This is a genomic window from Rariglobus hedericola, assembly GCF_007559335.1.
Classification (GTDB): Bacteria; Verrucomicrobiota; Verrucomicrobiia; order Opitutales; family Opitutaceae; genus Rariglobus; species Rariglobus hedericola.
Genome location: NZ_VMBG01000001.1, coordinates 1710501 through 1735689, shown reverse-complemented (window position 1 = coordinate 1735689; position 25189 = coordinate 1710501). Strand labels below are relative to the sequence as shown.

Below are 25189 nucleotides of genomic sequence, written 5' to 3'. Positions count from 1 at the left end.
GATCAACGCGGGGGCAGGACTTCCGGCACGAGCACGGTTACCTCGTTGAGCGAGGAGAGCTCGGGATCGAGACGCACGTCACCGGATTTGAAGAGTCCGTCGGAGCTGGGTTCCACGCGGGTGATGTAGCCGACCGTGAGATTGGGAGGGAAAACGCCACCGAGGCCCGAAGTGACGAGTTTGCGCGGGCTGGAGGCGGTGACGAAAACATCGAGCGGCACGTATTCGACGGAGCCGACGGCGGGGCCGTAGGACGGGTTCACGGCGCCCTGATAGCTGATCGGGCGGATGTCGCCCTCGGCGGTGGCGGCAATGCGCACGCCTGGGCTGCTGATTAATTCAACGACGGAGGTATAGGTGAACACCTCGCGCACCCGGCCGACCACGCCGCCGGCATAAATCACCGGCGAACCGACGGTGATGCCGTGGTTGCTGCCCTTGCGAATGACGAGTTGCTGCCACCACGAGGAAAATTCGCGTTTCACCACGCGGGCGGGTTCGGCGCGGTAGCCGGACGGCGTGGGAAGCTTGAGAATACGCTCAAGGCGTTCGAGTTCGTTGCGCAGCGCGGAATCTTGCTGGAGGCGCACCTCGTATGCGGCGTTCAGGCGGGCGAGATCGCGGCCTGCCTCGATCAAGTCGTTTTTCGGGCGGGTTTTGAGCGACCAGAAATCCTGCAAATCACGGACGTAGGACGCGGTTGTTTCGAAGGGAGCCTGCAGTTCGAAAAAACTGGTGCGGGCGACACGTTTAAGCGCGGTGGGTATCAACAACCACGCGAGCAATACGATGCCGAGGGTGAGAAACGGTTTGGCTTGGTCGAAACGCGGGGGGAGCACGGGAAAGTCGGAAGGCTGGACGCGCCTGCGGTGATTCGATGGAGGGCCGCGGGCCGGTGCTCTTGGCTACCGGGCGTGATCAGACGTTCTGAAGCACCCAGTTGAGGTCGTTCAAGACGGCACCCGTGCCATTGGCGACGGCGGAAAGGGGGTCGTCGGCGATGATCACCGGCAGGCCGGTCTTGTCGCTGAGGAGACGGTCGATGCCGCGGATAAGGGCACCGCCGCCGGCCATGACAAAACCGCGATCCACCAAGTCGGCGGAAAGTTCGGGCGGGCAGCGCTCGAGCGTGGAGCGCACGGCGTCCACGATGGCCGAGATCGGGTCGTTGAGCGCCTCGCGGATTTCCTGGGAGGTGATGTGGATGGTCTTGGGAAGGCCGGCGACGGAATCGCGGCCCTTGACCTCCATGGTGAGCTCTTCGTCGAGCGGATAGGCGGAACCGATGCGGACCTTGATTTCCTCGGCGGTGCGTTCACCGATGAGGAGATTGTAGGCGCGCTTCATGTAGTTGACGATGGAGCTGTCGAGCTCGTCGCCGGCGACGCGTATCGATTTGGAGAATACAATACCGGAGAGGGAGATGATGGCGATCTCGGTGGTGCCGCCGCCGATGTCGACGATCATGTTGGCGGCCGGTTCGTCGATCGGAAGGCCTACGCCGATCGCGGCTGCCATGGGCTCGGGAATGGTGATGACGTCGCGTGCGCCGGCATGGGTGGCGGAGTCTTTGACGGCGCGTTTTTCGACCTCGGTGATGCCGGAGGGAATTGCGATGACGACGCGGGGTGCGACGCGCAGGGAGTTATTGTGCACCTTGCGGATGAAATAGCGCAGCATCTCCTCCGTGACGTCGAAGTCGGCGATGACGCCGTCTTTCATCGGACGGATGGCGGTGATGTTGCCGGGGGTGCGCCCGAGCATCTTTTTGGCTTCTTCGCCGACCGCGCGGACTTTGCGGGTCACCGTATCGAGAGCGACGACGCTGGGCTCACGCAGGATGATGCCCTTGTCCTTCACGTAAACGAGGGTGTTGGCGGTGCCTAGGTCGATACCGATGTCGTTGGAGAAGTAGCCAAATAAATTCGATGCCATGTGCGTGAGGATACGACGACGCCTGCGCCGTTGAGACTACAAACGAGCGAAGCTTGTGAGTGTCAAAGGTGAAAACGGTCTGCCTCAAAGACATCTGTTTATGGACGGGGTTCGAGGGAAGATCGTGACACCGGAAGGGGTTTTTGAGCGCTGGTTTTTAACCTAAGTTCAAACCACAGGACGACGCCCATGTCCGCTTTTGAGCAAAATGCAGGCATTAGGTGCGGCGGGTGAGGGGGAACTGCGTTGAGCTGTGGGTCGTTTACGAAAATTTTACCAATTCTAGGGTGATAACATCACTTGCAGGTCGAATCGGGGGACGCAGAAAACACCAGAAAAGTGCGTCGCCACAAAATCACTACAGATTTTGTTTTGAGAGGAGAAACAGGTCAAAACCAAGGCCAAATGGCCTGAATGAGCCTAGCTGGCACGCGACGTGGTATATTGCCCAGAACACACCATCTCATTATGGGAAACAATCTAGCTATTAACCAAATCATGCAGGCTCCCAATGTTATTGGGTATGTCCGCTGTTCAGAGGCCGGTGATGTCATCGAGCAGGAAGGCAACGAAGTCGATGTCCTGGCCAACGTCATCGTTTACTTCCAACAAATCGCAGTGCTCATCGGCGAGTCCTTCGGGCTCGAGCACTTCCATGAGGCGCAAATCCAAGGCAAGTCACTCACCGTGGTTTGCATCCCCCTCAATAACGAGGTGGTCGGCGTGATTCTAAACTCCCGCGCCCGCGTGAATGAGATCGTCACCCAGATGCGCGTTATTCTCAACATCAGCTAATTTATTACCCGTCATGGTCCTTAATAAGGTTTTTGATAACGTTTTGGATATTCCCGGCGTGGATGGCGTGTGCCTCTTCGGCCTTTCCGGTCAGGTGTTCTTGAACCGGATGCCCTCCTTCCTTTCCCCCGAGGTGTTTGCCGACGCCCTGCGCCGCATCACCGCGCTCTACGAGACGATGGATGAAAACTTCCTCCCATGTGACGACTACCTGCTCCGTTTTTCGGAGAAGTGGATTCTCTTCCGTCGCACCGACCAAGCCGTGTTGCTGGTCATGGCCGCCGAGACCGCGAATTTCGCCTCGACGCGCATGGTCACCAACATGGCCCTGAAGCACCTGACTCCGGCCGCCCTGGCTGAGTTCAGCCCTGAGTCTCCGGTTGCGGCTGCTCCCGTCGCCGTCGCGGCCCGTGTTCCCACGGGTTCCACCGCCACGCCGTTTTCCGCCCCTCCGTTCCCTCCGGCGGCGATTGCGCCTGAGCCGGTTGCACCTGCTGCTGCCGCGCCTGCAACCGAGGTCCACAAAACCGTCCGCATGTTCCGCGGCCGCGCTTATTGATATTCCGCATGGGGTGCCATCGCACCCCGTGTTTATTTTTCGAAAGCCTGAATGAGCTCCCAAGCCCTGCTCTGTATTCCTGATGCGCGCCTGCGCAGTCTCTTTTCGCTTTTGCTGACCGACGGCGACGCTCAAGTCACCTCGTGTCACGACAGCGATGAGTTTCAGCGGGTGCTGGTGACGCGTTTCTATGATCTGTGCGCGATCACCCTGGATGCGAATACGGACATGGCGGGCTTTATCAAAACGGTCCGGTATCTCTCGCCGGATACCCGCATCCTGCTCATCGCGAACAAGGACGATGTTGAACAAATCATTCCGCTTTTCCCTCTGGGTATCAGCGAAGTGTTGTTGCAGCCGATCAACCCGAAGAAGGCGATTTCGGCCATTCACAAGCTGATCGATTCACAGCAGATCGAGGCGGCGGCCGAGGCGGCGGATGAAGGCGCGGATCAAGCCGGTGCACAATCTGGCGCGGGCCAGCGCACCCAGCACATCGTTGCCCGTAGTCCCGCCATGCGAGCGGTCGTCAGCCAGCTTTGGCAGGCGCGTCAGGAATCGCTGGGCATCATTTTGAGAGGGGAGCCTGGCTCTGAATTTGAGCTTATCGCCCGTGAATACCAGTCCATGTGCGGTGACCCGAGTGGCTACCTGTGCGTGCTGGGTCATCATGAGATCACATCCGAGGGTTTGGCCACGGCTGCGTCGCTTGATCGACTGAATGACGGGATTCCCCGCACATTTTTGATCAGGGACCTTGAGTTGCTACCTGCGTCGCAACAGGCGCAGCTGCTCGATTTTCTTCGTCTGGCCAAACGCCGTCGTGATCGTGACCGGCCCTTGCGCTTCGTTTTTACCGTGGCCGAGTGCGACGATCAGGGACGAAATCTCGATCTTCCGTTTATCGAGGAGATGTTGTTTGTGGTTCCCGTCGTGGTGAAACTGCCGGCGTTGCGCGATCGCAAGGCGGATATCGAGCCGCTTACGCGTAAACTCCTGCTCGACCTGACTGCGATCTATCCCGAATACCGCGTGCGTTCGATGAAGACCGGCGTGGTGGAGTGGTTGGCCGGCCGTCTGTGGCGCGGTAATCACGATGAGTTTTGCGCTTATTTGCGCCAAGTGATCATGGAGTGCCCGAGTCGTGAAGTCAGCATGGCTTACCTCAATACGCGGGAGGCTGCCATGGCCGGTCGTTCGAACAATGGTCTGCCGCCTCCGCTGACGACCACCACGTCCTTGGATACGACTGTGGCCACAGCGGCCGTGCCGGTGCCTCAGCCGTTGTTAAAGCCGGTGATTGCGGGCACGAACCCTCCGTTTGGCGGCAGCGAAAGGCCGGCCTCAACCGGTCGACTGACGGCGAAGGAACTGCTCGCGAAGGTGCGTTGAGTTAACTCGCTGGCAGGGATGTAGGCCGTCGTCGGTTGACCACCGCATATCGTGCGTTTATTAGAAGCACTCGCGGCTCAACCAGCACGTGGCCAATAAAAAAACGCGCCCGATAAAGGGCGCGTTTTATGAAGTCAGATCGGTGAGACGGCTTAGTTGGAGCCGTGTGTCTTGGTGGTCTCCGGTTTGGAAACGGGTTTTTTTACAGAAGGCTCGCCGTCTTCGTCTTCGTTGTCCGTTTCGTTGGACGCTTTTTTGAACTCCTTGATCGACTTGCCGAGGCCCTTGGCGAGCTCGGGAAGCTTCTTCGCGCCGAAGAGCAACATCACTACGGCGAGGATGAGAAAGAGTTCCATGCCGCCCAAACCAAAGACGGCGGCTACGGTGGTGGAGAGACTGTTCATATTGCCAACAGGGTTAGGCTGACAGGGCGTTGAAGCAAGGTGGAAAGCGCTTTTGCGCGCTACTCACTCAGGGTGCAATCAGGGAGCAACGGGAGCGAAGACCACTTCGTCACCGACTTGCGGATTACCGGCCAACAGACGGGTTCCAAGCGTGCGCCCGCGGATATAGGCCGAAGCTTGGAGACGGGCAACCGGTTGCAGATCATCGCGGCGGGCGATCAAAATACTGCCGTTATAACTCGCAGGCATCACGGCATAAGGCGCGAGTTCGACGATCACCGAGAGGCTGCGTGAATCGATCGCGATCACGCGACCGACGACCATGACAGGGCCTGGAACGGTGACGGATGCCTTCGTGGGCTCCGCACCTTTGGCCTCACCACCCGGGGCGGCTGATTTGCCGCCACGGGTCGCGCAGCCTCCGAGCAGGACGCTGCAAAGCGCGAAGGTGAGCGCGCGTCGCATGGCGACTCAGGGGTGCTGCGGGATGACCGGCTTGTTGGCCTGAACCTGCTTGAGCAGGTTCTGCGCGTTGTCGATCTGCTCGGCGTCGAAGAAGCCGTGCAGCTGGCGAATGCGCGTCGGGTGACGCATCTTGCGGAGCGCCTTGGCCTCAATCTGACGGATACGTTCGCGGGTCACCTTAAACTGCTTGCCGACTTCCTCGAGCGTGCGGCTGTAACCGTCCACCAGACCGAAGCGCAGCGAGAGCACGCGACGTTCGCGATCAGTGAGGGAATCGAGCACGTCGATGATCTTCTCGCGAAGGAGCGAGTAGGCGGTCATGTCGTAGGGATTCTCGGCGGATTTGTCCTCGATGAAGTCACCGAAGGACGTGTCGTCGCCATCGCCCACGGGCGACTGCAGGGAGATGGGCTGCTGCGCCATCTTCATGATCTGCTGCACGCGCTCGACTGGCAGGTTCATTTCGTCGGCGACTTCCTCGGGCGTTGGCTCGTGGCCGAATTCCTGGAGGAGCTGCTTCTGGACCTGCATGACCTTGTTCAAGGTCTCGATCATGTGCACCGGAATACGGATGGTGCGGGCCTGGTCGGCGATCGAGCGCGTGATGGCCTGGCGGATCCACCACGTGGCGTAAGTGGAGAACTTGTAGCCGCGGCGATATTCGAATTTCTCGACGGCCTTCATGAGGCCCATGTTGCCCTCTTGAATGAGGTCGAGGAACGAGAGGCCGCGGTTCGTGTATTTCTTCGCGATGGAGATCACGAGACGAAGGTTGGCCTCGACCATCTCGGTCTTGGCCTTGTGGGCTTCGCGGACGTGGACGTTGGTCTGGGTGACGACGCGCTGCAGGTCGGCCGGCGCGATACGCTGTTCGGCCTCGATCTGTTTGATGCGGGCCTGGATCGCCTTCGTGTCGATGGCGGCATCCTTCTTGGTCTTCGGGTGCTTGGCGCGGTCGAGCTGGTGGTGGAGCTGTTCGATTTCGCTGAGGACGGGTTGGAGGGCTTCGAGCCACTCTTCGTAAACCTTCAGCTTGAAATAAAACTTGGAGAAATTCGCGCGCAGGGTGGCTTCGCGTTTGGTGTGCTTGGCGAGGACCTTTTTGCGGTCGGCCTCGGAGCGGGCCTTCAGGTATTCTTCCCACGAGTCGGCGACGGACTCTTCGTTTTTCTGGGTGAGCTCGACGAGCTTGGGCAGGCCTTTGAAATAGGCGTCGCGGCTCTCGATTTTCTTGTCGATGACGATGCGGTCAAAACGCTCTTCGCGGTTGATGAGCTTTGCACCGAGGATGGCGATGTATTTGCCGATGATCGCGGTTTCAAAGAGGGCGGTCTGGGCCTTGAGCTCGGCGTTTTCGATACGCTTGGAGATTTCAACTTCTTGTTCGCGGGTGAGCAGGGGGACCTGGCCCATCTGCTTGAGATACATGCGAACCGGGTCGTCGAGGATGTCGTGCTGCGAGGAGCGCGACTCTTCTTCCTCGGCTTCTTCCTGGCGCTGCTTGTAATCCTCGACCTGATCGGGCTCGAGAATTTCGATTTCAAGATTCTGCAGAATCGAGAGGACGTTATCGATTTCCTCCTGGTTTTCCACGGAGTCGGGCAGGGCCTCGTTGATGTCGTCGAAGGTCAGGTAACCCTGTTCCTTCGAGAGACGGATGAGGTTGCGGATCTTGTCGTTAATACCACCGGCCGGGAGATCAACGCCCGGAGCGGACGCATCGCCCGACGCGGGGCGGATGCGTTCAATGGCGGCCTCGACGGCTTCGGAGTGGGAATCGGTATCGGCGGACTTGGCTTTGCGCGGCATGGTATCGTGAATCGGGGAAAATAAATTAAGCCGCGGGCAGCCTCAAAGGCGCGCGCAGCTGGCGTTTGATATCTAGGAGTTCCTTAAATAGAGAATTTGCGTCAACGTTACTGTCCGCAGTGGTATTGGCTAGGGCAAGTTCTATCTGGCGAATGCGGGGTTCGAGCCGGCGGCTCTGAAGTTGAGCCAATCCGAAATTCGCAACTTTTGCGGGGTCATCAATTTGAGGTGTCTCAAAAAGTAATGATGCAACGAGTGTGCGTTCTTCGGCGGTTTCCAGCAAATCGTCCAAGTGATCCCGGCCCGGCCAGGCATCCTGTTCGAATTCAGCCAGAAAGCGGTTGAGCAGCACGCCGGCGGGGTGGGTCAGATCGATCCATTCGTGCGGCAACGTCCGACCGAGCGGAGCGCCCAACTGCTCGAAGTGAAGAATGAGAATGAGCAGGTGATGCTCCGGCGTGTCGCGGGTGTCGATTTTGGGAGCAGGCACCTCAAGCGGTTCTTCGGACGAAAGTTGGGCGGGGCGGGCCGTTTGCTGCCGGTCATGGCGGAGGCGCTGGTGATCAAAATCTTTTTGCAGGGCCGAAAGCGGCAGACGGAGAATCGAGGCCGCTTCTGCGAGAAATTGGGAGCGGGCGACCTCGGATTCGACGTTGAGGATGAGCGCGTGAATCTCGGTGGCGATACGAGCCTTCTGCTCCGGAGTGGCGGTCTCGGGTGAAGGCAACAAGGCGCGGCAGGCAAAGGCCATCGAAGACAGCGCGGATTTTTTGACCTCCTCGTAGCCGGCGAGACCTTTTTCAAGGAAGAGCAAATCGGGATCGATCTTGGTGTCGGTAGCACCGCCGAGAAAGCGCACTTCGAGGCCGGCTTTGAGTGCCATTGGAAGGAAGCGCAGGGCGGCTTTTTGGCCGGCGCTGTCGCCGTCGAAAAAGCATTCAACCTGCGTGTGATAGCGACGAAGCAAGACGAGCTGTCCCTCGGTGATCGACGTGCCTTGGGGCGCGATGGCGGTCTTGAGGCCGACGCTCCAGCTGCGCAGGGCATCGAGCTGACCCTCGACGAGGACGAACGGTTTGCCTTCGCCGACATTGCTCCGAGCGCGGTCGAGGTTGAAGAGCAGATTACCCTTGGTGAAAATCGGCGTCTCGGGCGAGTTGACGTATTTGGCTTCGCGGGCGGGATCGTCTTCGGGGGTCAGATCGGTTTGACGCGCGGTAAAAGCCACGACGCGGCCCTGATGGTCGCGGATGGGAATCATCAGGCGTCCGCGGAAACGGGATTTGAAGGAGTTGAGACTAAGCATCGCGCCATCGCGCACAAAGAAGAGACCGCATTGGCGGAGGGCTTCCTCGGAGTGCTTTTTTTTGAGTAACGCGGCGGCGAGTTCGGAGCCGGTAGGCTCGGCGGCACCGATTTTAAATTCGTCGGAGATCTCGTGGGTGAAGTGGCGTTTTTCGGTCCAATAATCGCGCATCCAGTCGCCGGTGAGCGTGGCGGATTTGAATACTTGGTGAAAGTGCTCGGCGGCGGTTTCGTGGATGTCGAAAATCTCCTGGCGCAGCGAACGTTCCTCGCGACTGGGTCCGCCGGAGCCTTCCTCGTATTCGATGGGAACGTTGAAGCGTTTACCGAGAGTTTCGATGGCCTCGGTGAAGGTGAGCTGCTCGGTTTCGCGGACGAAGCTGATGATGTCTCCCGCTTTTCCGCAACCGAAGCACTTGTAGAAACCCTTGTCGGGATCGACGTGGAAGGACGGCGATTTTTCGTTGTGAAAGGGGCAGAGGCCTTTGAAGCGAGACCCGGCTTTGCGCAAGGTGGCGACCCGGCCCACGACATCGACGATGTTCACGCGAAGCTTCAGATCGCGGAGACAGGTGGGTTTGATGACGGGCATGGATCGGCGGATGTCGCGAAGGGAGCTGCGACGAAGTTTGCACTTTTACCCCCATGTCGGGTCTGTCAAGAACTGCGGGCTGGACTGTTAGCGATGCCCTGATCGCCGGCCGCTCCTTTTCCCATGCTCTACTTTCGATTCGCGTTTAATTGTGCACTGGTGCTCCTCGCGGGCTCCGTCCGGCTGTTTGCCGCCGACGTGGTTCCGGCTCCGGCGGCGCCGGCGGTATCGCCGGTGATCTGGGAGGCGAAATTGGGCGACTTCTCCGATGCGGTCTATGCACGACAGGTCGAGCAGCTGATGGAACGCTTTGAAGTGTCGGTCGGGCACAAACTCGTGCCGGGGGAGAAGGGCAAAGTGGGCCTCAAAATTTACGCCGACTCCGGTCCCGGGCTCGCCACGCCGCTGGGGCTCACCAAGGCGGTGATCGCGGCGCTTGAGCGGCGGGGCTACACGAAGGATAAGATTTTTCTGGTTGGCCTGAATCAGCAGCGGCTGCGGTTTACGGGCTATCTGCCGTCGCTGGTCACAGGCAAGTCTGCCTTCGACGGGCATCCGGTCTATGTGCTCGAATCGGAACGTTACTTCGATCCGGTGTGGTTTTATGACAGCCCGTTGCCTTCGCGCTTCGATCCGATTCTGGCGCAGAAAAGCGTCGAGAACTTCGATTCCGAGACGACGTTGGAGCAGGATCGTAAAAGCTTTCTGGCGACGCCGCTTTTTGTAGATGCTGATTTTTGGATCAATCTGCCGGTTTACACCGATCACCCGGTGCTGGGTGTAAACGGTGCGCTGGTGAACGCGACATTGTGGAACGCATCGAATACCGCGCGGTTTTTCCGCAGTCCGGCGAGCGCGCCGGCAGCGGTGGCGGAAATGAGCGCCATCCCTGAATTGCGTGGCACGTGGATGTTTACGCTGGCGAGTCTGGAGCGTTATCAATTCATCGGCGGACCCTGGTTCAACTCGCTTTACACGATTTCCGAACCGCGTTTGTGGCTGGGCACGGATCCGGTGTTGCTCGATGCCCTGATGCTGGAACGCATCAACCGCTACCGGGTGCTCGACGGTTTTAAGCCGGTGTCGGATGACATCCGCACGCTCGAGTTTGCTTCAATCCTCGGCGTGGGATCGCGGAAAGTGGGCGACGCCAAGTTCGTGCCTGTGGGGAATTGATGTAAAATGCCCTTGTCTCACCCGAGCTCATCGGCCCATTTCTAAAGCCTAATTATGTCCGACGCGTATCTGCCGCTTCTCATTCAACTCATTCTGGCAACCGGCTTGGCCGTTTTGATTGTCGGTGTGAGTCACTTGCTCGGTGAGCGTAGTAAAAAACGCACCGCCATCACCGACACCGCCTACGAATGCGGCGTGAAGGTCGAGCCGCTCCTGCACACGCGTTTCTCGGTGAAGTTTTACGTCACCGCGATGCTGTTCATCCTGTTCGATATCGAGGTGGTTTTCCTGATTCCGTGGGCGTTCATCTATCGCGATTTCCTCGCCAACAACCTGTCGATTCTCGGACCGATCCTTTTCTTTTTCGGCGTGCTCGTCCTTGGTCTGTTCTACGAAGTGAAGAAGGGCGCGCTCGAGTGGGAGAAGTGATCGCGAACCTCGCGACTTGATCGAGGCTAACCCCCATGAAACTCGACAAGATCATCGCCCGCAGCCGCATCATTGATTTGCGGAGCACGGATATGAAAGGAGCTCTCACCGAGCTTCTGGCGGTGTCTGCGAGCAAGTTTTCCGATCTCAAGCCGGATGCTTTGCTGCGCGGTTTGCTCCAGCGCGAGAGCACGATGACGACTTACCTCGGCTCGGGCGTGGCGTTGCCGCACGTGCGGGTGAAAATGAGCCGCCGCTATGTGCTCGCCATTGGCCGCAGTCGTGAGGGCATCCACAACGAGAACACCGTCGATGATGAGAAGATCCACCTGATCTTCATGTTGCTGGCCGATGACAAGGCGCGGGATTATCTGCAATTACTGGCCTCGATCGCCCGTCTGTTGAAAGACGAGGAACTCGTCCGCGCGGTCATGCAGGAGGCGACGACGAATGATGTGTTTGACCGGTTGGTCGCCGGATTCGGCGGCATTCTCGCGAAGCCGGTGCAGGCCCAGCAAAACCGCATCAACCGCCTGATGATCCATGAAGCGGATCGGGTCGCCAAGGGTGCCGGTTGCGGTGCGATCATGGTTTTTGGCGATGTTTTTGTCGGCGGCATCGAGCCGGGTGCGTGGTTCCCCAAGAGCAAAACGATCCTGGTGACGCGCAACCTCGTGGAGCTCGAGGAGGACGATAAATATTTCGCCGGTGTGATCCAGGTGCGTTCGTATTCACAGCGCCGGCTCGCCCAACTGCGCAGCGCGATGTTTGTGGCGCTGACGCGCGAGATGATTTCGTTCAGCGATCGTGTGTGTTGCGTGGGCGGCATCGCTGGCAGCAACCAGTTCGACACGGTCGTGATCGTCGATGTGGAGCGCGAATTTCAGACGCTGCTCACCGGCCACGCCGACCTGATGCCTGATGACGTGAAGCCCGAGGTGCTTGAGCGCGTGATCGCCATCGCCACCGAGCTGGCCGTTGAAGGCCGCGAGGGAAAGCCGGTGGGCTGTCTTTTTGTGCTGGGCGACACCGCCAAGGTGGAGAAGCTGATCAAGCCGCTCGTTTTGAATCCGTTTTATGGATACAAGGAGGAGGATCGCAATATCCTCAGTCCGTTCATGGACGAGACGGTGAAGGAGTTTTCCTCGATCGACGGGGCGTTCATTATTCGTGGCGACGGCGTGGTGTCCTCGGCGGGCAGCCTGATCCAGGCGGCGGACAGCGACCATGTCCTGCCGAGCGGGCTGGGTAGCCGGCATGCAGCGGCGGCGGCGATCTCGGTGGCGACGGAGTGCATCTCGATCGTCGTGTCGTCGAGCACGGGGCAGGTGACCCTGTTCCGCCGTGGCGTGATGCTGCCGTTGACGGAAAAGAAGATGGATGCGGCTGGCTGAGCCGGTCGAAAGTAACGCTACGTGGGCGTAAACTTTGAGGTTGCACCGGTCGGGGCGCAGGCTTTTGTCTGACCCTTCAACATTTAAACATCATGGCACAAGAAACCGTCACCCTGGAATGCACCGAGGCCCGTAAAGAGGGTAAGCCCGTTTCCCGTTACCTCACCAAGCGTAACAAGAAGACCGTCACCGAGCGCATCGAAAAGAAGAAGTATAACCCCTTCCTTAAGCGCCACACCCTTCACAAGGAAATCAAGTAACGTAAGTTACGCGTCTAATTTCAAAAGCCGGTCCGCGAGGGTCGGCTTTTTTCATGCCCTGATTTCTCCCCGTGCAGGCTTAATCAAGGCATGAAAAAACCCGACTGATAAAAGTCGGGTGGAGCGTGGGAGAAACGTGAACCGAGGTGGGATTAGCGATGGCTGGCGACCGCTTTTTTGGGGTGAGGCGAGTTCGTGCCGGCGGATGAGGCGGGTTGCGAGCGGCGGGCGGAGCGCCAGCTTTCGCGATGTTTACGGATCCAATCGAGCAAGGCGCGTTCGAAGCCGATGTCGTGACCCAGGCGTTCTGATTCCAGCCATTTATGGCGGAGAATCTCTTCACGTTCCGCGAGGAACTCCTGGTAGAGGCTCGATTGCTTCACGAATTCACGGGAAGATTTGTCGGACTCGTGAGGATGGGAAGAATGCATGGCGACCACGGCGGTGATACAGCAAAGCTGCTTAGGCGGTTGGTTTCTCCAGTGACCGAATGAGATTCGGTTGGGTGGATGGATGCGAAAACGAGAGGCTCAAAGCGGAAGGGAAATGAAAAAAGAAGCAGGTGTCGTTTTTCGAAATCTCCATCATGTCTGGAACAAACGCTAAGTTTACGGCGGGGTCTGTCAATGCCTGCAACCTCCACCGGGTTTCTTGCCTATTACTTACAAATTTAGTGAAGCCCGTTAGCTCGTTGCGGGCATGGGCTTGCGGGAAAGTTGGAGCAAAATGGCTTCGCCGATTTCCCGGAAAGTTGAGGCGGCAGGGCTGTCGGGATTGGTGACCACGATGGGTTTGCCGGCATCGCCACCTGCACGGATTTCAGGGATGAGTGGCACTTGGCCAAGCAGCACGGTGCCGAGGGAGTCGGCGGTTTTCTGGCCGCCGCCTTCGCCGAAGATGGCGTGCTTTTGTCCGGCGGGATCGAGGAAGTAGCTCATGTTTTCGGCTACGCCCAAGAGCGGCACGTTGACCTTTTGGAACATGAGACCGCCCTTGCGAGCCACGTTGGTGGCGGCGGGTTGCGGAGTCGTGACGAGCACGGCGCCGTCGAGCGGGAGCGTCTGCACAAGCGAGAGTTGGGCGTCGCCGGTGCCGGGCGGGAGATCGACGAGCAGAATGTCCAACTCGCCCCATTTCACGTTTTGGACGAACTGCTGGATGGTCTTCATGATCATCGGACCGCGCCAGACGACGGGCGTGTTGTCGTCCACGAGGAAGCCCATGCTCATGACCTTCACGCCGTGATTCTCCATGGGGATGAGGCTGTCGCCCTCGACTTGGGGGCGACCTTCGATGCCGATCATCAGTGGAACCGACGGGCCGTAGATATCGCAGTCCATGAGGCCGACGCGACCCGGGCGGCCTTTGGCGGTGAGCAACTGGGCGAGTGCGCACGCGAGATTGACGGCGAATGTGCTCTTGCCGACGCCGCCTTTGCCGGAGGCGATGGCGACGGCGTGTTGGATGGTTTTAGGCGCGGCGGTGTTGCCACCGAGATTACCGCCGCCGGGTGCGGAGGCGGAGCGTGCGGGCGTGACGGCCAGATCGATGACGGTGGCCTTAACGCCCGGCAGGGCGCGCAGGCACTTGTCGACCTCCTGTTTGATGTGCAGGGGGATTTTCGGGTCGGACGTGGTGAGTGTGAGTGAAACCTTGGCGGTGTCGCCATCAAGTGTGGCGGAGCGCACCAGTCCAAACGACACGATGTCGCGACTGAAGCCGGGATACTTTACTTGCTTGAGGGCTTCTTTGATGTCTTCGGGAGTCACGGTATGAGAAAAATGGGAACGCGGGAGGTTTTACGTTGTTAAGGGGGGAGGGGGTGTAAATAGAAATGCCCTGCTCCCCTGCAATTATCATGTCCCCTTTTTCCCTTAACAAATTTCTTCGCGTGCTGGCGGCCGGCATCGCTTTTACCTCGGTTTCACTTGTGGCGCAAACCAGCCGAAACCTCGGCGACGTGGTTATCCGTGCTGATCTTAAGACCATTTCGGTAACGGTGTCGGGTTCCACGACCGAACTCGATGGTCTGGCCAATCTCGCCTTCAATGCCCACGGTCGCTACCGTCGCGTGGCCAGCGGCGGCACCTTCGACATCAAGTTTACCGCGGTCGCGGCCAATCAGGTTCAGGTCACGGTCACGAAAGCTGGCGCGGTGGCATTGAACCAAGTCGCCCAAGGAACTAGCACGCGCAACGCCTTCTTCCGTGCGGCGGATGCGGCGGTCACCGCCACCAGCGGGCTCAAGGGTATCTTCGCTTCGCGTCTCGCTTTTATCAGCGAATACTCAGGCAAGTCGGAGGTTTTCACCGGCGATCTTTTCTTTGGCGAAGTGCGCCAGATCACCAAGGACAACGCCCAGGCTATCCGTCCTCGCTGGTCGCCGGATGGCGGCAAGATTCTTTATACCAGTTTCTACAAGTCGGGCTTTCCTGACATCTTCCTGCTCGATCTAAATAGCATGCAGCGTTCGACCTTCGTGAGCTTCAAAGGAACCAACAGTGGCGCGCGTTTCAGTCCGAATGGTTCGCAGGTTGCGATGGTGCTCTCCGGCGAAGGCAATCCTGAGATTTACGTGAGCAATGCGCAGGGCCGCGGCGTGGCGCGTCGCACACGCACGGGTTCGGTCGAGGCCTCGCCAGCGTGGTCGCCGGACGGCTCGCGGATCGTTTTCACTTCGGATGCCGCAGGTGGTCCGCAGCTCTACGTCATGCCGGCCGCGGGCGGCACCGGTCAGCGTCTGCCGACGAACATCAGCGGCTACTGCGCGGAGCCGGACTGGAGCCTGGGCGATCCCAACAAGATCGCGTTCACCACGCGCATCGGTCGCGGTTATCAGATCGCCGTCTATGATTTGGCGGGCCGCTCGCCCACGAAGGTTGTTTCCAAGGCGCCGGTGGACGCAGTGGAGCCGGCTTGGCTGGCCGACGGCCGCCACTTGGTTTACACCGAGCGCGCCGCCAACAGCCGCAGTATTTGCATTCTTGATACGGAAACCGGCAAGACCACCCGACTGAGCCCTCCGCAGCTCAAGCAGACCTCCCAGGCGAGCGTCTGGATTCGTTAAGACGAACGAGCTCCAATAAAAAGCCGCACCGGAATTCCGGTGCGGCTTTGTTGTTTTTTAAGGCGACGGGCGTCGGACTCAGGCGATGGCCTTGAGGTATTTCTCCTCGGCGGCATCCCAGTCGGCGACGTTCCAGAAGGCGGCGATGTAATCGGGGCGGCGGTTCTGGTAGTTGAGGTAGTAGGCGTGCTCCCAGACGTCGAGGGCGAGGACCGGCTTGCCTTCGATACCGGCGACGGCCTTGCCCATCACGGGGCTGTCCTGATTGGCGGTGGAACCGACGGCGATTTTCTTGTCGGCAGTCACGTAGAGCCAGGCCCAGCCGGAGCCGAAGCGCGTGGCGCCGGCCTTGGCGAACTCTTCCTTGAACTTGTCGAAGCTGCCGAACGTGGCGGTGATGGCCTCGGCGAGTTTGCCCTTGGGGGCGCCGCCCTTGCCCGGACCGATGATCGTCCAGAAGAAAGAGTGGTTGGCGTGGCCACCACCGTTGTTGCGAACGGCGCCGCGGATGGATTCAGGGACCTTGGAAAGATCAGAAATGAGGTCGCATACGCAGTCGGCGGCGGTGACACCGGCATCGGCCAACGCTTTGTTCACATTGGTGATATAAGCCTGATGATGCTTGGAATGATGGATTTCCATCGTTTTGGCATCGATATGCGGGACGAGGGCGTCGTAGGCGTAAGCCAGTTTTGGAAGTTCGTAAGCCATGATGATTCGCGGGTTGAGATGATGTGACTAAAGAAGAGCAGCAACTTGGGAGCCGTGGTCAAAATCGTCAACCTTGCACGATTTTTTGGGGGATTTCCCGTAGGTCGTTGACTAAAACTAATGTAGGAAGCGGCGTGCAATAACCCTGCATTATGACGACTGGTCATTAATGACAATTTTAGGCCTTTTGGGGGAAATTACCTAGCGTTGGTAGGCTAAATGCTATGTAAGGAAATTGTAAAAGACCGTTATGCGTTCCTTTAACTTAGCTGAAGCAGTGCACAAAATCCCCGGTGCTTTGGAGGATATGCTCGTTCGTGGTGCTTATCTGGAGCACAGCGCACGCGAGTTGGAGCATAGTCGTCGTGAGCAAGCGGTGCGTCTCGAAACGGTGAAGGCAACCCAACCGCCTTTTTTATTCTTACGTCCGAAGGAAACACGCGTGGCTTTCAAAGTCGCTTCGCGCGACACTTCGGAGGATCTCACAGCCTTGGACAAGGCTCTGGCGATTAACAAAAATCTGAGCGACCACCTGCGGACGCGGTCCGAGGAGTTGCTTGAGAAGTGGCTGCGCACTCATTGCGAGGAGTATCGCCTGGGTCTGGCCGCGGGACATTTTTCGGTGGATTGGGAGCAATCGCTCATGCGTTTTACGGAGCATGCCCATATGTTTATCCAGGCGCTGGGCTCAGCGCGTAACATGGCGCCGGCGGGCTATGATCGCGTGCGCGGGGTGTTTTCACCCAGCACCTACGAGGCGATCAGCAATGCCCACGCCGCGGCGTTGAGGGTCGAGGGCGAGATCGTCGCCACGAATGCCATCGCTGAAGAGCACGACAAACTTTTGGGCAAAACGGTGTTCAATGATCCGATGCCCCGTCTTGTGCAGGAGCCGTATGCCGCCGTCGTGGCGCAGATCGCCAGCCTGCCGCCCGTGGCCGCGCAAACGGAGTTCACCCGCGTGATCACCGCGGTCGAAGATCTTATCACCCGCGAACTCGATGCCTTGCGGGCCCGCGTGCGGGATGCCGCGCAGGAACATGCGGGCCGCACCCACAGCTACGTGCGTGACGCGTGGAACCAGCTTCATGCCCATGCGGTGGCGCACAGCGTTGACGTCGAACACATCGGTGCCGTCGTCGAGCAGACCGAGCGCACTTATTTGGTCGATTCCTCGTTTGCGATGGCTTGAGCCATTGCCTGAAGCGTCGCTTCGGGACTCTGATCAGAGCCCGAAGTGACGAGCCAGTTTCCAGCCGACGTAAACGCCAAGGAGTGCGCCAAAGCTGCTGATGAAAAACGCCCAGATGAACCCGAGTGGGTCGCCGAGATACCAGCCGACATAGCTCAGGAGCGTGGAGCAGACGAAGATCAGGAGTTTCATGACGGCGCGAAGGCGCTGCGCGGATTTAGCGAAGCCACTGCGTGAAAATATCGCGCTGATTATCCTGAAAACCGGCCTTGAGATAGACGGAGCGTGCGCGGGCGTTGGCGTGATTGACCTCGAGCCGCAGGGTGGCGACGTCGCGGGCACGTGCGGTGTCGGCAGCCAACGTGAGGCAATGTTTACCCCATCCGCGGCCGCGGGCGGATGGAATCAGATAGAGTTCATCGAGGAGCGCGAAACGTCCGTGAAATTCCAAGCTGAAGCCGAACGTGAGCGTGAAGTAGCCGGCCACGGTGCCGGCGGATTCGAGTAAGATAATCAGACCGAGCGCCGGCTGGGCGATAAGTTCACGAACAGCGCGGAGGGTGAGCAGCTCGTCGAAAACCAAGTGTTCTTCCGTGTAGAATTCACGCATGAGCATGAACACGATCTCTTCATCTTCCGGACCGGCGGGCCGATGGTGAAGTGCGTCGGCGGCCATGATAATCGGGACGGAAGCGGAAGCCGCCGATCAGGACGCGAACGGAGGGCGGGAGCGTTCGACGGGTTTGATGACGCGAGGTTTTTCCTCGGATTGTTTGGCCATGAATTCGATCAGGCGGTCATTGAAAGTCTTAGCGGGATCGTGGCCGATTTTCTTGAGGGCTTGCACCAGGGCGGCGACTTCGACGAGGCGGGCGATGTCACGGCCGGGGCGCACATAGAGCTCCACGTGCGGGATGCTCATGCCGAGGATTTCGTAGTGGTTTTCCTCGAGGCCGGTGCGCTCCTCGATGGCGTCGGGCGTCCATTCCTTGAGGGAGACGACCATGTCGATGCGTTGCTCCACGCGCACACTCTTCACGCCGAACATTTCGGCGATGTTGATGATGCCGATGCCGCGGCACTCCATGTAGCCGCGATTGAGCGGACGGCTGGAGGCGATGAGATCACGCTCGTCAAGGAGCTTGATGACGGTGAGGTCGTCGGCGACTAGGGAGTGACCGCGCTCGATGAGGGCGAGGGCGCATTCGCTTTTGCCTACGCCGGAGTCGCCGCGCAGCATGACGCCGACGCCCTTCACATCGAGGGTGGTGGCGTGTTCGGTCGAGGACGGGGCGAACTCGTTGTCGATGCACAGCGTGGCCAGATTCACCCAGTTCATGGTGATCATCGGCGTGCGGAAAATGGGCAGCTTCCGTTCGCGGGAGATCTGCTCCATCGCGGGCGTGGGGTGGAAATTGCGCGTGAGGACGAGGCAAGGAACGTTGCGATCGACCATCTCGGTGAGGATGGCGGTCTGCTTCTCGGGAGGGAGGGTTTTGAAGAACGTCATCTCGGCGGCGCCGAGAACTTGAATGCGCTTATTAGCGAAATATTTGAAGAAGCCGGTGAGCGCTAGCGACGGGCGGTTGATGGAGCCTTCACGAATGAGGCGGTGAACGCCCTCGGCGCCGGAGATGAGCTCGAGTTTGAGCTTCTCGCGATAGGTGTCCTCAAAGTGTGCGACCGTGATGCCGTGGATGGCTTTTTGCATTTTTCAGAAAGTTGGCTCAGAGGTTGAAGTCCTTGCCGAGGTAGAATTCGCGGGCTTGCGGGTCGTTGATGAGGAAGGCGCCGGTGCCTTCGCTGAGGACGCGGCCTTGATGGATCAGGTAGGCGCGATCGACGATTCGGAGGGTTTCGCGGACGTTGTGGTCGGTGATGATGACACCGATGCCACGTGCTTTGAGCTGGAGGATGATTTTTTGGACCTCGGAGACCGAGATCGGATCGATGGCGGCGAACGGTTCGTCGAGAAGCAGAAACTTCGGCTTGGTGACGAGGGCGCGGGCGATTTCGAGGCGGCGGCGCTCGCCACCGGAAAGCGTGTAAGCGGGCTGCTTCGCGACATGCGTGAGGTGGAGTTCCTCAAGGTGCGAATTGACGATGCCGGCACGTTCGCGACGAGGGATCTTAATCGCCTCGGCGATGGCGAGAATGTTTTCGGTAACGGTCAGCTTGCGGAAGGTAGAAGGCTCTTGCGGGAGATAACCGAGACCGAGGCGGGCGCGCTCGTGCATGCGCAGATGAGTGATGTCACGTCCGTCAAGGAGGACACGACCACGGGTGGCGGGGACGAGGCCCACGACCATGTAGAACGTGGTGGTTTTGCCGGCACCGTTGGGGCCAAGCAGGCCGACGATTTCACCGGCGTGCACGCGGAGATCGATGCCGTTGACTACGGCGCGTTCGCCATAGTTTTTGACCAGTCCTACAGCCTGAATTTCAGAGCGCGAGGACTGCAGGTCGGCGGCAGGCGACGGGGCGGTTTCGGCGGAGGCGCTCATGTCTTGGGGAGGCGGGGGAGGGGCGCGGGGGCTTGGACGGGCTTGTTCTTGTCGAAACCGAGGTCGCGGATGGGCGGGCCCTGGAGTTTGATGTTGTCGCCAAAGAGGCGGCGTTCGCCACGCAGGAGCACGATGCGCGTGCCGGTGGCGACGTAGGGCCCCGAGCTGTCGATCACGACGGGTTTTTCGGTGAGGACGACGCGGTCTTCGGCTGGGAAGACCTCGGCGCGGCCACAGGTGACCTCGCGGTCGCCTTGGACGATGTGGACGTTGCCAGTGGCCACGAGGGTCTTGAATTTTTCCAAGGTGCCGACGGTGGCGCCTTTGTTCTTCGGGTCGTCGAGACGGGTGGCGGTGACGTCGAGGTTGTCGCAGGTGATCTTGATGTTGTTACCTGTGACGACGACGTTTTGCTGGAAGACGGAGCGGGTCTCGGTGTCGGTGCTCCACATCTCCATCTTGGTGCTGGTGATGACCGTGGGGATGATGGCGGCGGGCGGGGTCTGGGCGCGGGCCGTTGCGAGGAGCAGCGGGAGCGAAGACAGGCAAAGTATGCGGCGGATAAGGTTCATTTGATGATGTCTTTAAGCTCGTCCTGGAACGTGACGCGGGCGTTGTTGCCGATCAAAACTCTTTTCTCGGGATGGTTGTAGGACCACTGCTCGCCGGTGACCTCGAGGTTTTCGCGAATGAGGCGCACGGATTCGTTGCCGCTCACGAATTCTTTGTCTTTGACGGGGATAAACGTGGCGGACGGGGCGAGGATGACGGTGTCGAAGGCGCCGGTGCCGTCTTTGGTGAACGATGTGAGTTGCATGTCCTTCACGTCGATGCGCGTGGGGCTGACAATAAGCGCTTCGCCGGCTCGCATAAATATGGAGCGTTTGCCGTTCTTGTCGAAGGATGGCAGGCGGAAGTCTTTAATGGGCGCGCTGGTCTTTACCTTGGAGGTAAGGCTTTGGGCGCAGACCGGAAGGGCGAGGGCGGGCAGCAGAAAAAGGAAGAGCAGGCGTTTCACGCGTGAGGGGTGTGACCACGGGCGGCGAGGATATGTTCACAGACTTCTCGCACGGCGCCTTTTCCAGCGGGGCGGCGGGTAATGTAATCGGCGGCGGTGAAAGGCGAGGGCATGGCGTCGGGGACGCTCACGCCGATGCCAGCCCACGCAATGGCGGCGGTGTCGATGTCGTCGTCACCCATGTAAACGATCTGGTCGGCGGTGAGTTTGAGCGTGGCGGCGAGTTCCTTGAGGGCGGTGATTTTGTCGACGCGACCTTGGACGAGATGGGGAATCTTGAGCTCCTCGGCGCGGACGGAGGTGGCGCCCGAGGCGCGTCCGCTGATCCACGCGGTGATGACGTCGGCTTTGCGAAGCTGGACGAGACCCATACCGTCGAGGATGGAGAATGTCTTGGTTTCCACGCCGTCGGAGGAGACGTGGATGGTGCCGTCGGTGAGAATGCCATCGACATCCATGGCGAAGAGACGGATGGCAGCCCAGCGGGCGGGAGGGATAAGGGCTTTCATTTGGCGAATCAGCCGATCCAGGCGGCGATTTGTTCGATGAGTTTTTCGCGGGTGGGGCGGTAGGCGAGTTCCAGCTCGGGGGCGAAGGGGACGGGCATGTCGGCGGACGCGATGCGGAGGGGGGCAGCCTCCAGGCTGAAGAAGTGTTCTTCGGTGAGGCGGGCGACCAATTCTGCGCCGAAGCCGTGGGTGCGGCGGCCTTCGTGGAGGACGATCAGGCGGTGAGTGCGCTCGAGGGAGGCTTTGATGGCCTCGAGGTTGAGCGGGGCGAGTCCGCGGAGGTCGAAGAGGTCGAAGGATTTTTCGTATTCGGATTCGAAATACGCGCAGGCTTCGGCGGCGGGGATGGTCATCTCGCCGTAGGTGACAAACGTCGCGTAGGTGCCGGAGCGGAGGAGCTTGGGCTGCCAGACGTCGCGGTAGTTTTTGTCCCACGTGACGGGGTGTTTGCCGCGGCGGTAGAGGCCCTTGTGTTCGAAGATGAGAACGGGGTTGTTGTCTTCGTAGGCGGCGAGGATGGCGTTGAAGGCATCTTGCGGTGTGCTCGGATAAATCGCCTTGAGACCAGGCATCGAGAGGAAGAGCGACTCGAGTTCCTGCGAGTGAAAGGAGCCCATGGTGAGGCCACCGCCGCAGGGGAGACGGAAGACCAGCGGAACGGCGGCGCCGGAGCGGAAGTGGTAGGTCGCGGCGTTGAGGGTGATCTGGGTGACGGCTTCAGTGGAGAAGTCGGCGAATTGGAATTCCTCGATGGGGCGGTGTCCGTTGATGGCGAGGCCGATGGCCCAGCCGGTGCAGGCGCTTTCGGCGAGCGGCGTGTTGAAAACGCGGGCGCGACCGAAGTCCTTCAGAAGACCGTCGGTGACCTTGAAGGCACCGCCGTAGGTGCCGATGTCCTGGCCGAGGATCAGGGAGCGCGGGTCTTCGGAGAGGACTTTGCGCAGGGCGGTGGTGATCGCTTGGGCGAAGGTGAGCTGTTCGGTCGCGGCGGGGACGGGCTTCCACGGGATCGCGGGGGCTTCAGGGGCGAAGACATCGGCGAGGAGGGAGGCGTCGGCGACGGGGCGGGGGACGTGTAGCGAAACCTGGATACAGGCTTCGAGCCAGGCGTGGATGTCGGCGTCGATTTTATCGACGGCGGCGGTGTGGCCGTCGGCAACGAGTTTGGCTCGGAACTTGGGGAGCGGATCTTGTGCGAGGATCGCGTCGAGTTCACCGGGGACAAGGTAGTCGCAGGTGTCGTAAGCGGCGTGTCCGCGCATACGCAGGATATGGGCTTCGATGAGGACGGGGCGCGACGTGGTGCGGACCTTCTCGATGGCGGCGGCGAGCGTGTTGGTGATCGCGACCATGTCGCCCGACGTGGTGTCGATGGAGAAGCCCTCCATGCCGTAGCCGGCGGCGCGTTGGTAGAGCTCGGTGCCGGCGGTGAACTGCTCGCTGACGGGGGTCGAGTAGGCGTATTTGTTGTTCTCGATAACGAAGACGATCGGGAGCGAGAGGACGGACGCCAGGTTGAGGGACTCGTGGATGTCGCCGGTGCTGGATCCACCGTCGCCGAAGAAAGTGAAGCCGACGGCGGGTTTGCCGTGTCGGCGTTGGGAGTCGGTTACGCCGAGGACGTGTGACAACATGGAGCCGAGATGGGAGATCATCGGCAGAGAGCGGTTTTTGACGTCGCCGTGGTGGACGTTGCCCTCCCGGGCTTTCGTCGGGCTGTCGGCGTTGGCAAAATACTGGTTCAGGTGCTCGCAGAGATGATCGCTCCAGATCAGGTGTCCGCCGAAATCGCGGTGGGTGAACGAGACCGCGTCGATGGCTTTGTCGGCGAGCAGGATCAAGGGGATGATCATGGCCTCGTTGCCCTGACCGCCGGTGACGGTGCCCTTGATCAAGCCCTGGCGAAAGAGGTCGAGGATGCGGTTGTCGCCGGTGCGGGCGAGGTGCATCCACGCATAGATACGCAGGAGGGCGGCGGGAGAATTGAGCTCGGAGGCGTTGAGGTCGCGCTCGGAGAGGATGGCAGGAGGTGTGGGAAAGGCCATGTCTAGGCCGTGACGGTGGGGAGCGTCCGCAGGCTCGGCAAGCGATAGATTTGGCGGGCTTAGTAACGATCCATCACGCCGTAGAGCACCCACGCGAGGCTGACATTGTAGATCACCACAAAACCGAGCAGGGAAACGACGACCATGGGCGTGCCGGGAAACAACACCCAGGCGAGGGCGGCAAAGGCGTTGCCGGCGACGGTGAGGAGCACGTAATCGCGACGGCGGTTGTTGGTGCGTGCGCGGGCGGATTTGAGCAATTGGCCTTCAACGGCACGTTCGCGGGCGAGGTTGTCGCTGAGAATTTCCTGCACCGAGAGCGCGGCGGGGATTTCCGTGGTGTTGACCCGGTCAATGGCGTGGGCGCCGAGCGTGTAATGCACGCGCTCGGGCAGGAGCTCGCTGCAAAGCACCTGAAAATCGCGCAACGGGAGCATGATGCCAGGCTCGTTTTCAGGGGCGATCAAGGTGTCGGCGGTGAGGGCATGCATCTCCGCTTTTTGCAGCAGGACCGCGAGACTGTGCGGGCCGGTGCGTTGACCGTCCTCCATCATGAAATAACGAGGGGGCGTGGCCATTGGTTGGGGTAGGGGTAGTAAGAAAGAGCGAAGCCGGCTTACGCGGCGACGGGGCGCGAGATGGCGTCGATTTTTTTGAGGATGGCGGGAGTCAGGCGAGGAAGGACGTCGAGGGCACCGAGGTTTTCCACCAGCTGCTCCGGACGGGAGGCGCCGAGGATGACGGTGCTGACGCGCGGGTTGGCGAGGCACCAGGCGACGCCGAGACGGGGGAGGGAGGTGTCGAGCGACTTGGCGACGGCGGCCAGTTTTTTGACGGCGGCGAGTTTCTGTTTGGAGCCGGTCCCGAGGACGCCGTCGCGGAGCCATTCCATGCCCTTGGTGTCGAGGCGGGAGTCTTTCGGAATGCCGTCGTTATATTTGCCGGTGAGCAGACCGCTGGCCAACGGAGACCAGATGGTGGTGCCGAGGCCGCGGGCTTTGAAGACGGGCGCGTATTCCTTTTCGAGACGGGCGCGGTGGAACAGGTTGTATTGGGGCTGTTCGGTGACGGGCGCGTGCAGGCCGAGACGATCGCAGATGGCAAAGGCCTCGGTGAGCTGGGCTGCGGACCATTCGCTAGTGCCCCAGTAGAGGACTTTGCCCTGCGTGATGAGATCATGCATCGCGCGGCAGGTTTCTAGGATCGGCGTGGCGGGATCGGGGCGGTGGCAGTAGTAAAGATCGAGGTAGTCAACTTGCAGGCGCTTCAACGCATCGTGACAGGCTTCGACGAGGTGTTTGCGCGAGAGCCCGGTCTGGTTGGGCTTGTCGTCTTCCCAGCCGAAAAAGGCCTTCGACGAAACGATGTAGCTGCTGCGGCGCCATCCGCTTTTTTTGAGGATGTCGCCCATGACGAGCTCGGCCTTGCCGTCGGCGTAGGCCTCGGCGTTGTCGAAGAAATTGACGCCCGCATCGTAGGCGGTGTGCAGGAGCTTCTTGGCGACGGGATCGCCGATTTGTTTGCCGAAGGTAACCCAGGCACCAAAAGAAAGCGCGGAGACTTGCAGGCCGGAACGGCCGAGGGGGCGGTAAATCATGTTCATGCTGGGCATGACCATGAAACGGCGA

28 protein-coding genes are annotated in these 25189 nt (G+C 59.9%); 9 read left to right on the top strand and 19 right to left on the bottom strand.

From position 1 onward, the window contains the following. Nucleotides 1–2 precede the first annotated feature (2 nt). The gene (gene mreC, locus FPL22_RS07650; RefSeq protein WP_238991339.1) at nucleotides 3–839 is read right to left on the bottom strand and encodes a rod shape-determining protein MreC; all 837 of its coding nucleotides are present in this window, start codon (nucleotides 837–839) and stop codon (nucleotides 3–5) included. 79 nt (nucleotides 840–918) lie between these two features. Then, a complete protein-coding gene (locus FPL22_RS07645; RefSeq protein WP_144229500.1) occupies nucleotides 919–1935 on the bottom strand; it encodes a rod shape-determining protein in 1017 nt (338 codons plus the stop codon). A 498-nt stretch (nucleotides 1936–2433) separates the two neighbouring features. On the opposite strand from FPL22_RS07645, the gene FPL22_RS07640 reads away from it, so the two are divergent. The 3 genes from FPL22_RS07640 to FPL22_RS07630 are packed head-to-tail and all read left to right on the top strand — an operon-like array spanning nucleotide 2434 to nucleotide 4681. After that, on the top strand, nucleotides 2434–2730 hold the full coding sequence (locus FPL22_RS07640) for a hypothetical protein (protein WP_144229499.1): 297 nt from the start codon (nucleotides 2434–2436) through the stop codon (nucleotides 2728–2730). Nucleotides 2731–2743: 13 nt separating this feature from the next. Further along, nucleotides 2744–3289, top strand: coding sequence for a hypothetical protein (locus FPL22_RS07635; RefSeq protein WP_144229498.1), 546 nt, complete (start codon nucleotides 2744–2746; stop codon nucleotides 3287–3289). Nucleotides 3290–3340: 51 nt separating this feature from the next. After that, nucleotides 3341–4681: a DNA-binding transcriptional response regulator gene (locus FPL22_RS07630; protein ID WP_144229497.1), complete on the top strand. Its 1341-nt coding sequence runs from the start codon at nucleotides 3341–3343 to the stop codon at nucleotides 4679–4681. Nucleotides 4682–4833: 152 nt separating this feature from the next. On the opposite strand, the gene FPL22_RS07625 is transcribed toward FPL22_RS07630, so the two are convergent. The 4 genes from FPL22_RS07625 to dnaG all read right to left on the bottom strand — a co-directional run bounded on the left by FPL22_RS07625 (nucleotide 4834) and on the right by dnaG (nucleotide 9256). Then, nucleotides 4834–5085 (bottom strand): Sec-independent protein translocase subunit TatA/TatB, encoded by a 252-nt coding sequence (locus tag FPL22_RS07625; protein ID WP_144229496.1) that lies wholly within the window; start codon nucleotides 5083–5085, stop codon nucleotides 4834–4836. A gap of 78 nt (nucleotides 5086–5163) precedes the next feature. After that, nucleotides 5164–5550 carry a hypothetical protein gene (locus tag FPL22_RS07620; protein WP_144229495.1) on the bottom strand — a complete coding sequence of 129 codons (387 nt, stop codon included), beginning with the start codon at nucleotides 5548–5550 and terminating at the stop codon, nucleotides 5164–5166. 6 nt (nucleotides 5551–5556) lie between these two features. Further along, nucleotides 5557–7359 (bottom strand): RNA polymerase sigma factor RpoD, encoded by a 1803-nt coding sequence (gene rpoD / locus FPL22_RS18140; RefSeq protein WP_144229494.1) that lies wholly within the window; start codon nucleotides 7357–7359, stop codon nucleotides 5557–5559. Nucleotides 7360–7384: 25 nt separating this feature from the next. Then, nucleotides 7385–9256, bottom strand: coding sequence for a DNA primase (gene dnaG / locus FPL22_RS07610; RefSeq protein WP_144229493.1), 1872 nt, complete (start codon nucleotides 9254–9256; stop codon nucleotides 7385–7387). 123 nt (nucleotides 9257–9379) lie between these two features. Here dnaG and FPL22_RS07605 point away from each other — a divergent pair, with 123 nt between their 5' ends. The 4 genes from FPL22_RS07605 (at nucleotide 9380) to rpmG (ending at nucleotide 12515) form a co-directional block, all read left to right on the top strand. Beyond that, entirely contained in the window at nucleotides 9380–10432 is a 1053-nt protein-coding gene (locus FPL22_RS07605) for a DUF362 domain-containing protein (protein ID WP_144229492.1), read from the top strand. A 54-nt stretch (nucleotides 10433–10486) separates the two neighbouring features. Continuing rightward, nucleotides 10487–10861: an NADH-quinone oxidoreductase subunit A gene (locus tag FPL22_RS07600; RefSeq protein ID WP_238991338.1), complete on the top strand. Its 375-nt coding sequence runs from the start codon at nucleotides 10487–10489 to the stop codon at nucleotides 10859–10861. A gap of 35 nt (nucleotides 10862–10896) precedes the next feature. Then, a complete protein-coding gene (locus tag FPL22_RS07595) occupies nucleotides 10897–12255 on the top strand; it encodes a diadenylate cyclase (protein ID WP_144229490.1) in 1359 nt (452 codons plus the stop codon). 92 nt (nucleotides 12256–12347) lie between these two features. Next, the gene (rpmG, locus tag FPL22_RS07590; protein WP_144229489.1) at nucleotides 12348–12515 is read left to right on the top strand and encodes a 50S ribosomal protein L33; all 168 of its coding nucleotides are present in this window, start codon (nucleotides 12348–12350) and stop codon (nucleotides 12513–12515) included. A gap of 152 nt (nucleotides 12516–12667) precedes the next feature. On the opposite strand, the gene FPL22_RS07585 is transcribed toward rpmG, so the two are convergent. Next, the gene (locus FPL22_RS07585) at nucleotides 12668–12946 is read right to left on the bottom strand and encodes a hypothetical protein (RefSeq protein ID WP_144229488.1); all 279 of its coding nucleotides are present in this window, start codon (nucleotides 12944–12946) and stop codon (nucleotides 12668–12670) included. Between the two features lie 252 nt (nucleotides 12947–13198). Beyond that, nucleotides 13199–14284, bottom strand: a complete 1086-nt coding sequence (locus FPL22_RS07580) for an Mrp/NBP35 family ATP-binding protein (RefSeq protein WP_144229487.1) — start codon at nucleotides 14282–14284, stop codon at nucleotides 13199–13201. A gap of 89 nt (nucleotides 14285–14373) precedes the next feature. On the opposite strand from FPL22_RS07580, the gene FPL22_RS07575 reads away from it, so the two are divergent. Further along, nucleotides 14374–15582, top strand: coding sequence for a PD40 domain-containing protein (locus FPL22_RS07575; protein WP_144229486.1), 1209 nt, complete (start codon nucleotides 14374–14376; stop codon nucleotides 15580–15582). 78 nt (nucleotides 15583–15660) lie between these two features. Here FPL22_RS07575 and FPL22_RS07570 read toward each other — a convergent pair whose 3' ends face one another. Continuing rightward, on the bottom strand, nucleotides 15661–16293 hold the full coding sequence (locus FPL22_RS07570) for a superoxide dismutase (protein ID WP_144229485.1): 633 nt from the start codon (nucleotides 16291–16293) through the stop codon (nucleotides 15661–15663). A 277-nt stretch (nucleotides 16294–16570) separates the two neighbouring features. Between FPL22_RS07570 and FPL22_RS07565 the strand changes: the two genes are divergently transcribed. Further along, the gene (locus tag FPL22_RS07565; RefSeq protein WP_144229484.1) at nucleotides 16571–17485 is read left to right on the top strand and encodes a hypothetical protein; all 915 of its coding nucleotides are present in this window, start codon (nucleotides 16571–16573) and stop codon (nucleotides 17483–17485) included. 33 nt (nucleotides 17486–17518) lie between these two features. Here the strand turns inward: FPL22_RS07565 and FPL22_RS17695 are convergent, their stop codons facing one another. The 10 genes from FPL22_RS17695 to FPL22_RS07520 are packed head-to-tail and all read right to left on the bottom strand — an operon-like array spanning nucleotide 17519 to nucleotide 25158. Continuing rightward, nucleotides 17519–17677, bottom strand: coding sequence for a hypothetical protein (locus FPL22_RS17695; RefSeq protein WP_162525227.1), 159 nt, complete (start codon nucleotides 17675–17677; stop codon nucleotides 17519–17521). A 25-nt stretch (nucleotides 17678–17702) separates the two neighbouring features. Beyond that, complete coding sequence (locus FPL22_RS07560) at nucleotides 17703–18161, bottom strand: GNAT family N-acetyltransferase (RefSeq protein WP_144229483.1); 459 nt, start codon at nucleotides 18159–18161, stop codon at nucleotides 17703–17705. Nucleotides 18162–18191: 30 nt separating this feature from the next. Beyond that, nucleotides 18192–19196 (bottom strand): HPr(Ser) kinase/phosphatase, encoded by a 1005-nt coding sequence (gene hprK, locus FPL22_RS07555; RefSeq protein WP_144229482.1) that lies wholly within the window; start codon nucleotides 19194–19196, stop codon nucleotides 18192–18194. Between the two features lie 16 nt (nucleotides 19197–19212). Then, nucleotides 19213–19989, bottom strand: a complete 777-nt coding sequence (lptB, locus tag FPL22_RS07550; protein WP_144229481.1) for an LPS export ABC transporter ATP-binding protein — start codon at nucleotides 19987–19989, stop codon at nucleotides 19213–19215. Then, on the bottom strand, nucleotides 19986–20561 hold the full coding sequence (locus FPL22_RS07545) for an LptA/OstA family protein (RefSeq protein WP_144229480.1): 576 nt from the start codon (nucleotides 20559–20561) through the stop codon (nucleotides 19986–19988). The genes lptB and FPL22_RS07545 overlap by 4 nt, the downstream gene beginning before the upstream one ends. Next, complete coding sequence (locus tag FPL22_RS07540) at nucleotides 20558–21007, bottom strand: hypothetical protein (protein ID WP_144229479.1); 450 nt, start codon at nucleotides 21005–21007, stop codon at nucleotides 20558–20560. Before FPL22_RS07540 ends, FPL22_RS07545 begins: the two co-directional genes overlap by 4 nt. Then, entirely contained in the window at nucleotides 21004–21516 is a 513-nt protein-coding gene (locus FPL22_RS07535; protein ID WP_144229478.1) for a KdsC family phosphatase, read from the bottom strand. Before FPL22_RS07535 ends, FPL22_RS07540 begins: the two co-directional genes overlap by 4 nt. An 8-nt stretch (nucleotides 21517–21524) precedes the next feature. After that, on the bottom strand, nucleotides 21525–23561 hold the full coding sequence (locus FPL22_RS07530; protein WP_144229477.1) for an alpha-ketoacid dehydrogenase subunit alpha/beta: 2037 nt from the start codon (nucleotides 23559–23561) through the stop codon (nucleotides 21525–21527). A gap of 59 nt (nucleotides 23562–23620) precedes the next feature. After that, nucleotides 23621–24139, bottom strand: a complete 519-nt coding sequence (locus FPL22_RS07525) for a DUF4339 domain-containing protein (RefSeq protein ID WP_144229476.1) — start codon at nucleotides 24137–24139, stop codon at nucleotides 23621–23623. Between the two features lie 38 nt (nucleotides 24140–24177). Next, nucleotides 24178–25158, bottom strand: coding sequence for a potassium channel beta subunit family protein (locus FPL22_RS07520; RefSeq protein ID WP_144230282.1), 981 nt, complete (start codon nucleotides 25156–25158; stop codon nucleotides 24178–24180). Between the last annotated feature and the right edge of the window lie 31 nt (nucleotides 25159–25189).

Excerpts from the sequence above, each read along its gene's own strand:
- dnaG (WP_144229493.1), bottom strand. The coding sequence starts at position 9,256 with ATGCCCGTCATCAAACCCACCTGTCTCCGCGATCTGAAGCTTCGCGTG.
- FPL22_RS07630 (WP_144229497.1), top strand. The coding sequence starts at position 3,341 with ATGAGCTCCCAAGCCCTGCTCTGTATTCCTGATGCGCGCCTGCGCAGT.
- lptB (WP_144229481.1), bottom strand. The coding sequence starts at position 19,989 with ATGAGCGCCTCCGCCGAAACCGCCCCGTCGCCTGCCGCCGACCTGCAG.
- FPL22_RS07620 (WP_144229495.1), bottom strand. The coding sequence starts at position 5,550 with ATGCGACGCGCGCTCACCTTCGCGCTTTGCAGCGTCCTGCTCGGAGGC.
- FPL22_RS07635 (WP_144229498.1), top strand. The coding sequence starts at position 2,744 with ATGGTCCTTAATAAGGTTTTTGATAACGTTTTGGATATTCCCGGCGTG.
- FPL22_RS07605 (WP_144229492.1), top strand. The coding sequence starts at position 9,380 with ATGCTCTACTTTCGATTCGCGTTTAATTGTGCACTGGTGCTCCTCGCG.
- FPL22_RS17695 (WP_162525227.1), bottom strand. The coding sequence starts at position 17,677 with ATGAAACTCCTGATCTTCGTCTGCTCCACGCTCCTGAGCTATGTCGGC.
- FPL22_RS07525 (WP_144229476.1), bottom strand. The coding sequence starts at position 24,139 with ATGGCCACGCCCCCTCGTTATTTCATGATGGAGGACGGTCAACGCACC.
- FPL22_RS07625 (WP_144229496.1), bottom strand. The coding sequence starts at position 5,085 with ATGAACAGTCTCTCCACCACCGTAGCCGCCGTCTTTGGTTTGGGCGGC.
- FPL22_RS07575 (WP_144229486.1), top strand. The coding sequence starts at position 14,374 with ATGTCCCCTTTTTCCCTTAACAAATTTCTTCGCGTGCTGGCGGCCGGC.
- FPL22_RS07570 (WP_144229485.1), bottom strand. The coding sequence starts at position 16,293 with ATGGCTTACGAACTTCCAAAACTGGCTTACGCCTACGACGCCCTCGTC.
- rpmG (WP_144229489.1), top strand. The coding sequence starts at position 12,348 with ATGGCACAAGAAACCGTCACCCTGGAATGCACCGAGGCCCGTAAAGAG.
- FPL22_RS07595 (WP_144229490.1), top strand. The coding sequence starts at position 10,897 with ATGAAACTCGACAAGATCATCGCCCGCAGCCGCATCATTGATTTGCGG.
- FPL22_RS07585 (WP_144229488.1), bottom strand. The coding sequence starts at position 12,946 with ATGCATTCTTCCCATCCTCACGAGTCCGACAAATCTTCCCGTGAATTC.
- FPL22_RS07530 (WP_144229477.1), bottom strand. The coding sequence starts at position 23,561 with ATGGCCTTTCCCACACCTCCTGCCATCCTCTCCGAGCGCGACCTCAAC.
- FPL22_RS07545 (WP_144229480.1), bottom strand. The coding sequence starts at position 20,561 with ATGAACCTTATCCGCCGCATACTTTGCCTGTCTTCGCTCCCGCTGCTC.
- FPL22_RS07560 (WP_144229483.1), bottom strand. The coding sequence starts at position 18,161 with ATGGCCGCCGACGCACTTCACCATCGGCCCGCCGGTCCGGAAGATGAA.
- rpoD (WP_144229494.1), bottom strand. The coding sequence starts at position 7,359 with ATGCCGCGCAAAGCCAAGTCCGCCGATACCGATTCCCACTCCGAAGCC.
- FPL22_RS07645 (WP_144229500.1), bottom strand. The coding sequence starts at position 1,935 with ATGGCATCGAATTTATTTGGCTACTTCTCCAACGACATCGGTATCGAC.
- hprK (WP_144229482.1), bottom strand. The coding sequence starts at position 19,196 with ATGCAAAAAGCCATCCACGGCATCACGGTCGCACACTTTGAGGACACC.
- FPL22_RS07600 (WP_238991338.1), top strand. The coding sequence starts at position 10,487 with ATGTCCGACGCGTATCTGCCGCTTCTCATTCAACTCATTCTGGCAACC.
- FPL22_RS07535 (WP_144229478.1), bottom strand. The coding sequence starts at position 21,516 with ATGAAAGCCCTTATCCCTCCCGCCCGCTGGGCTGCCATCCGTCTCTTC.
- FPL22_RS07520 (WP_144230282.1), bottom strand. The coding sequence starts at position 25,158 with ATGATTTACCGCCCCCTCGGCCGTTCCGGCCTGCAAGTCTCCGCGCTT.
- FPL22_RS07640 (WP_144229499.1), top strand. The coding sequence starts at position 2,434 with ATGCAGGCTCCCAATGTTATTGGGTATGTCCGCTGTTCAGAGGCCGGT.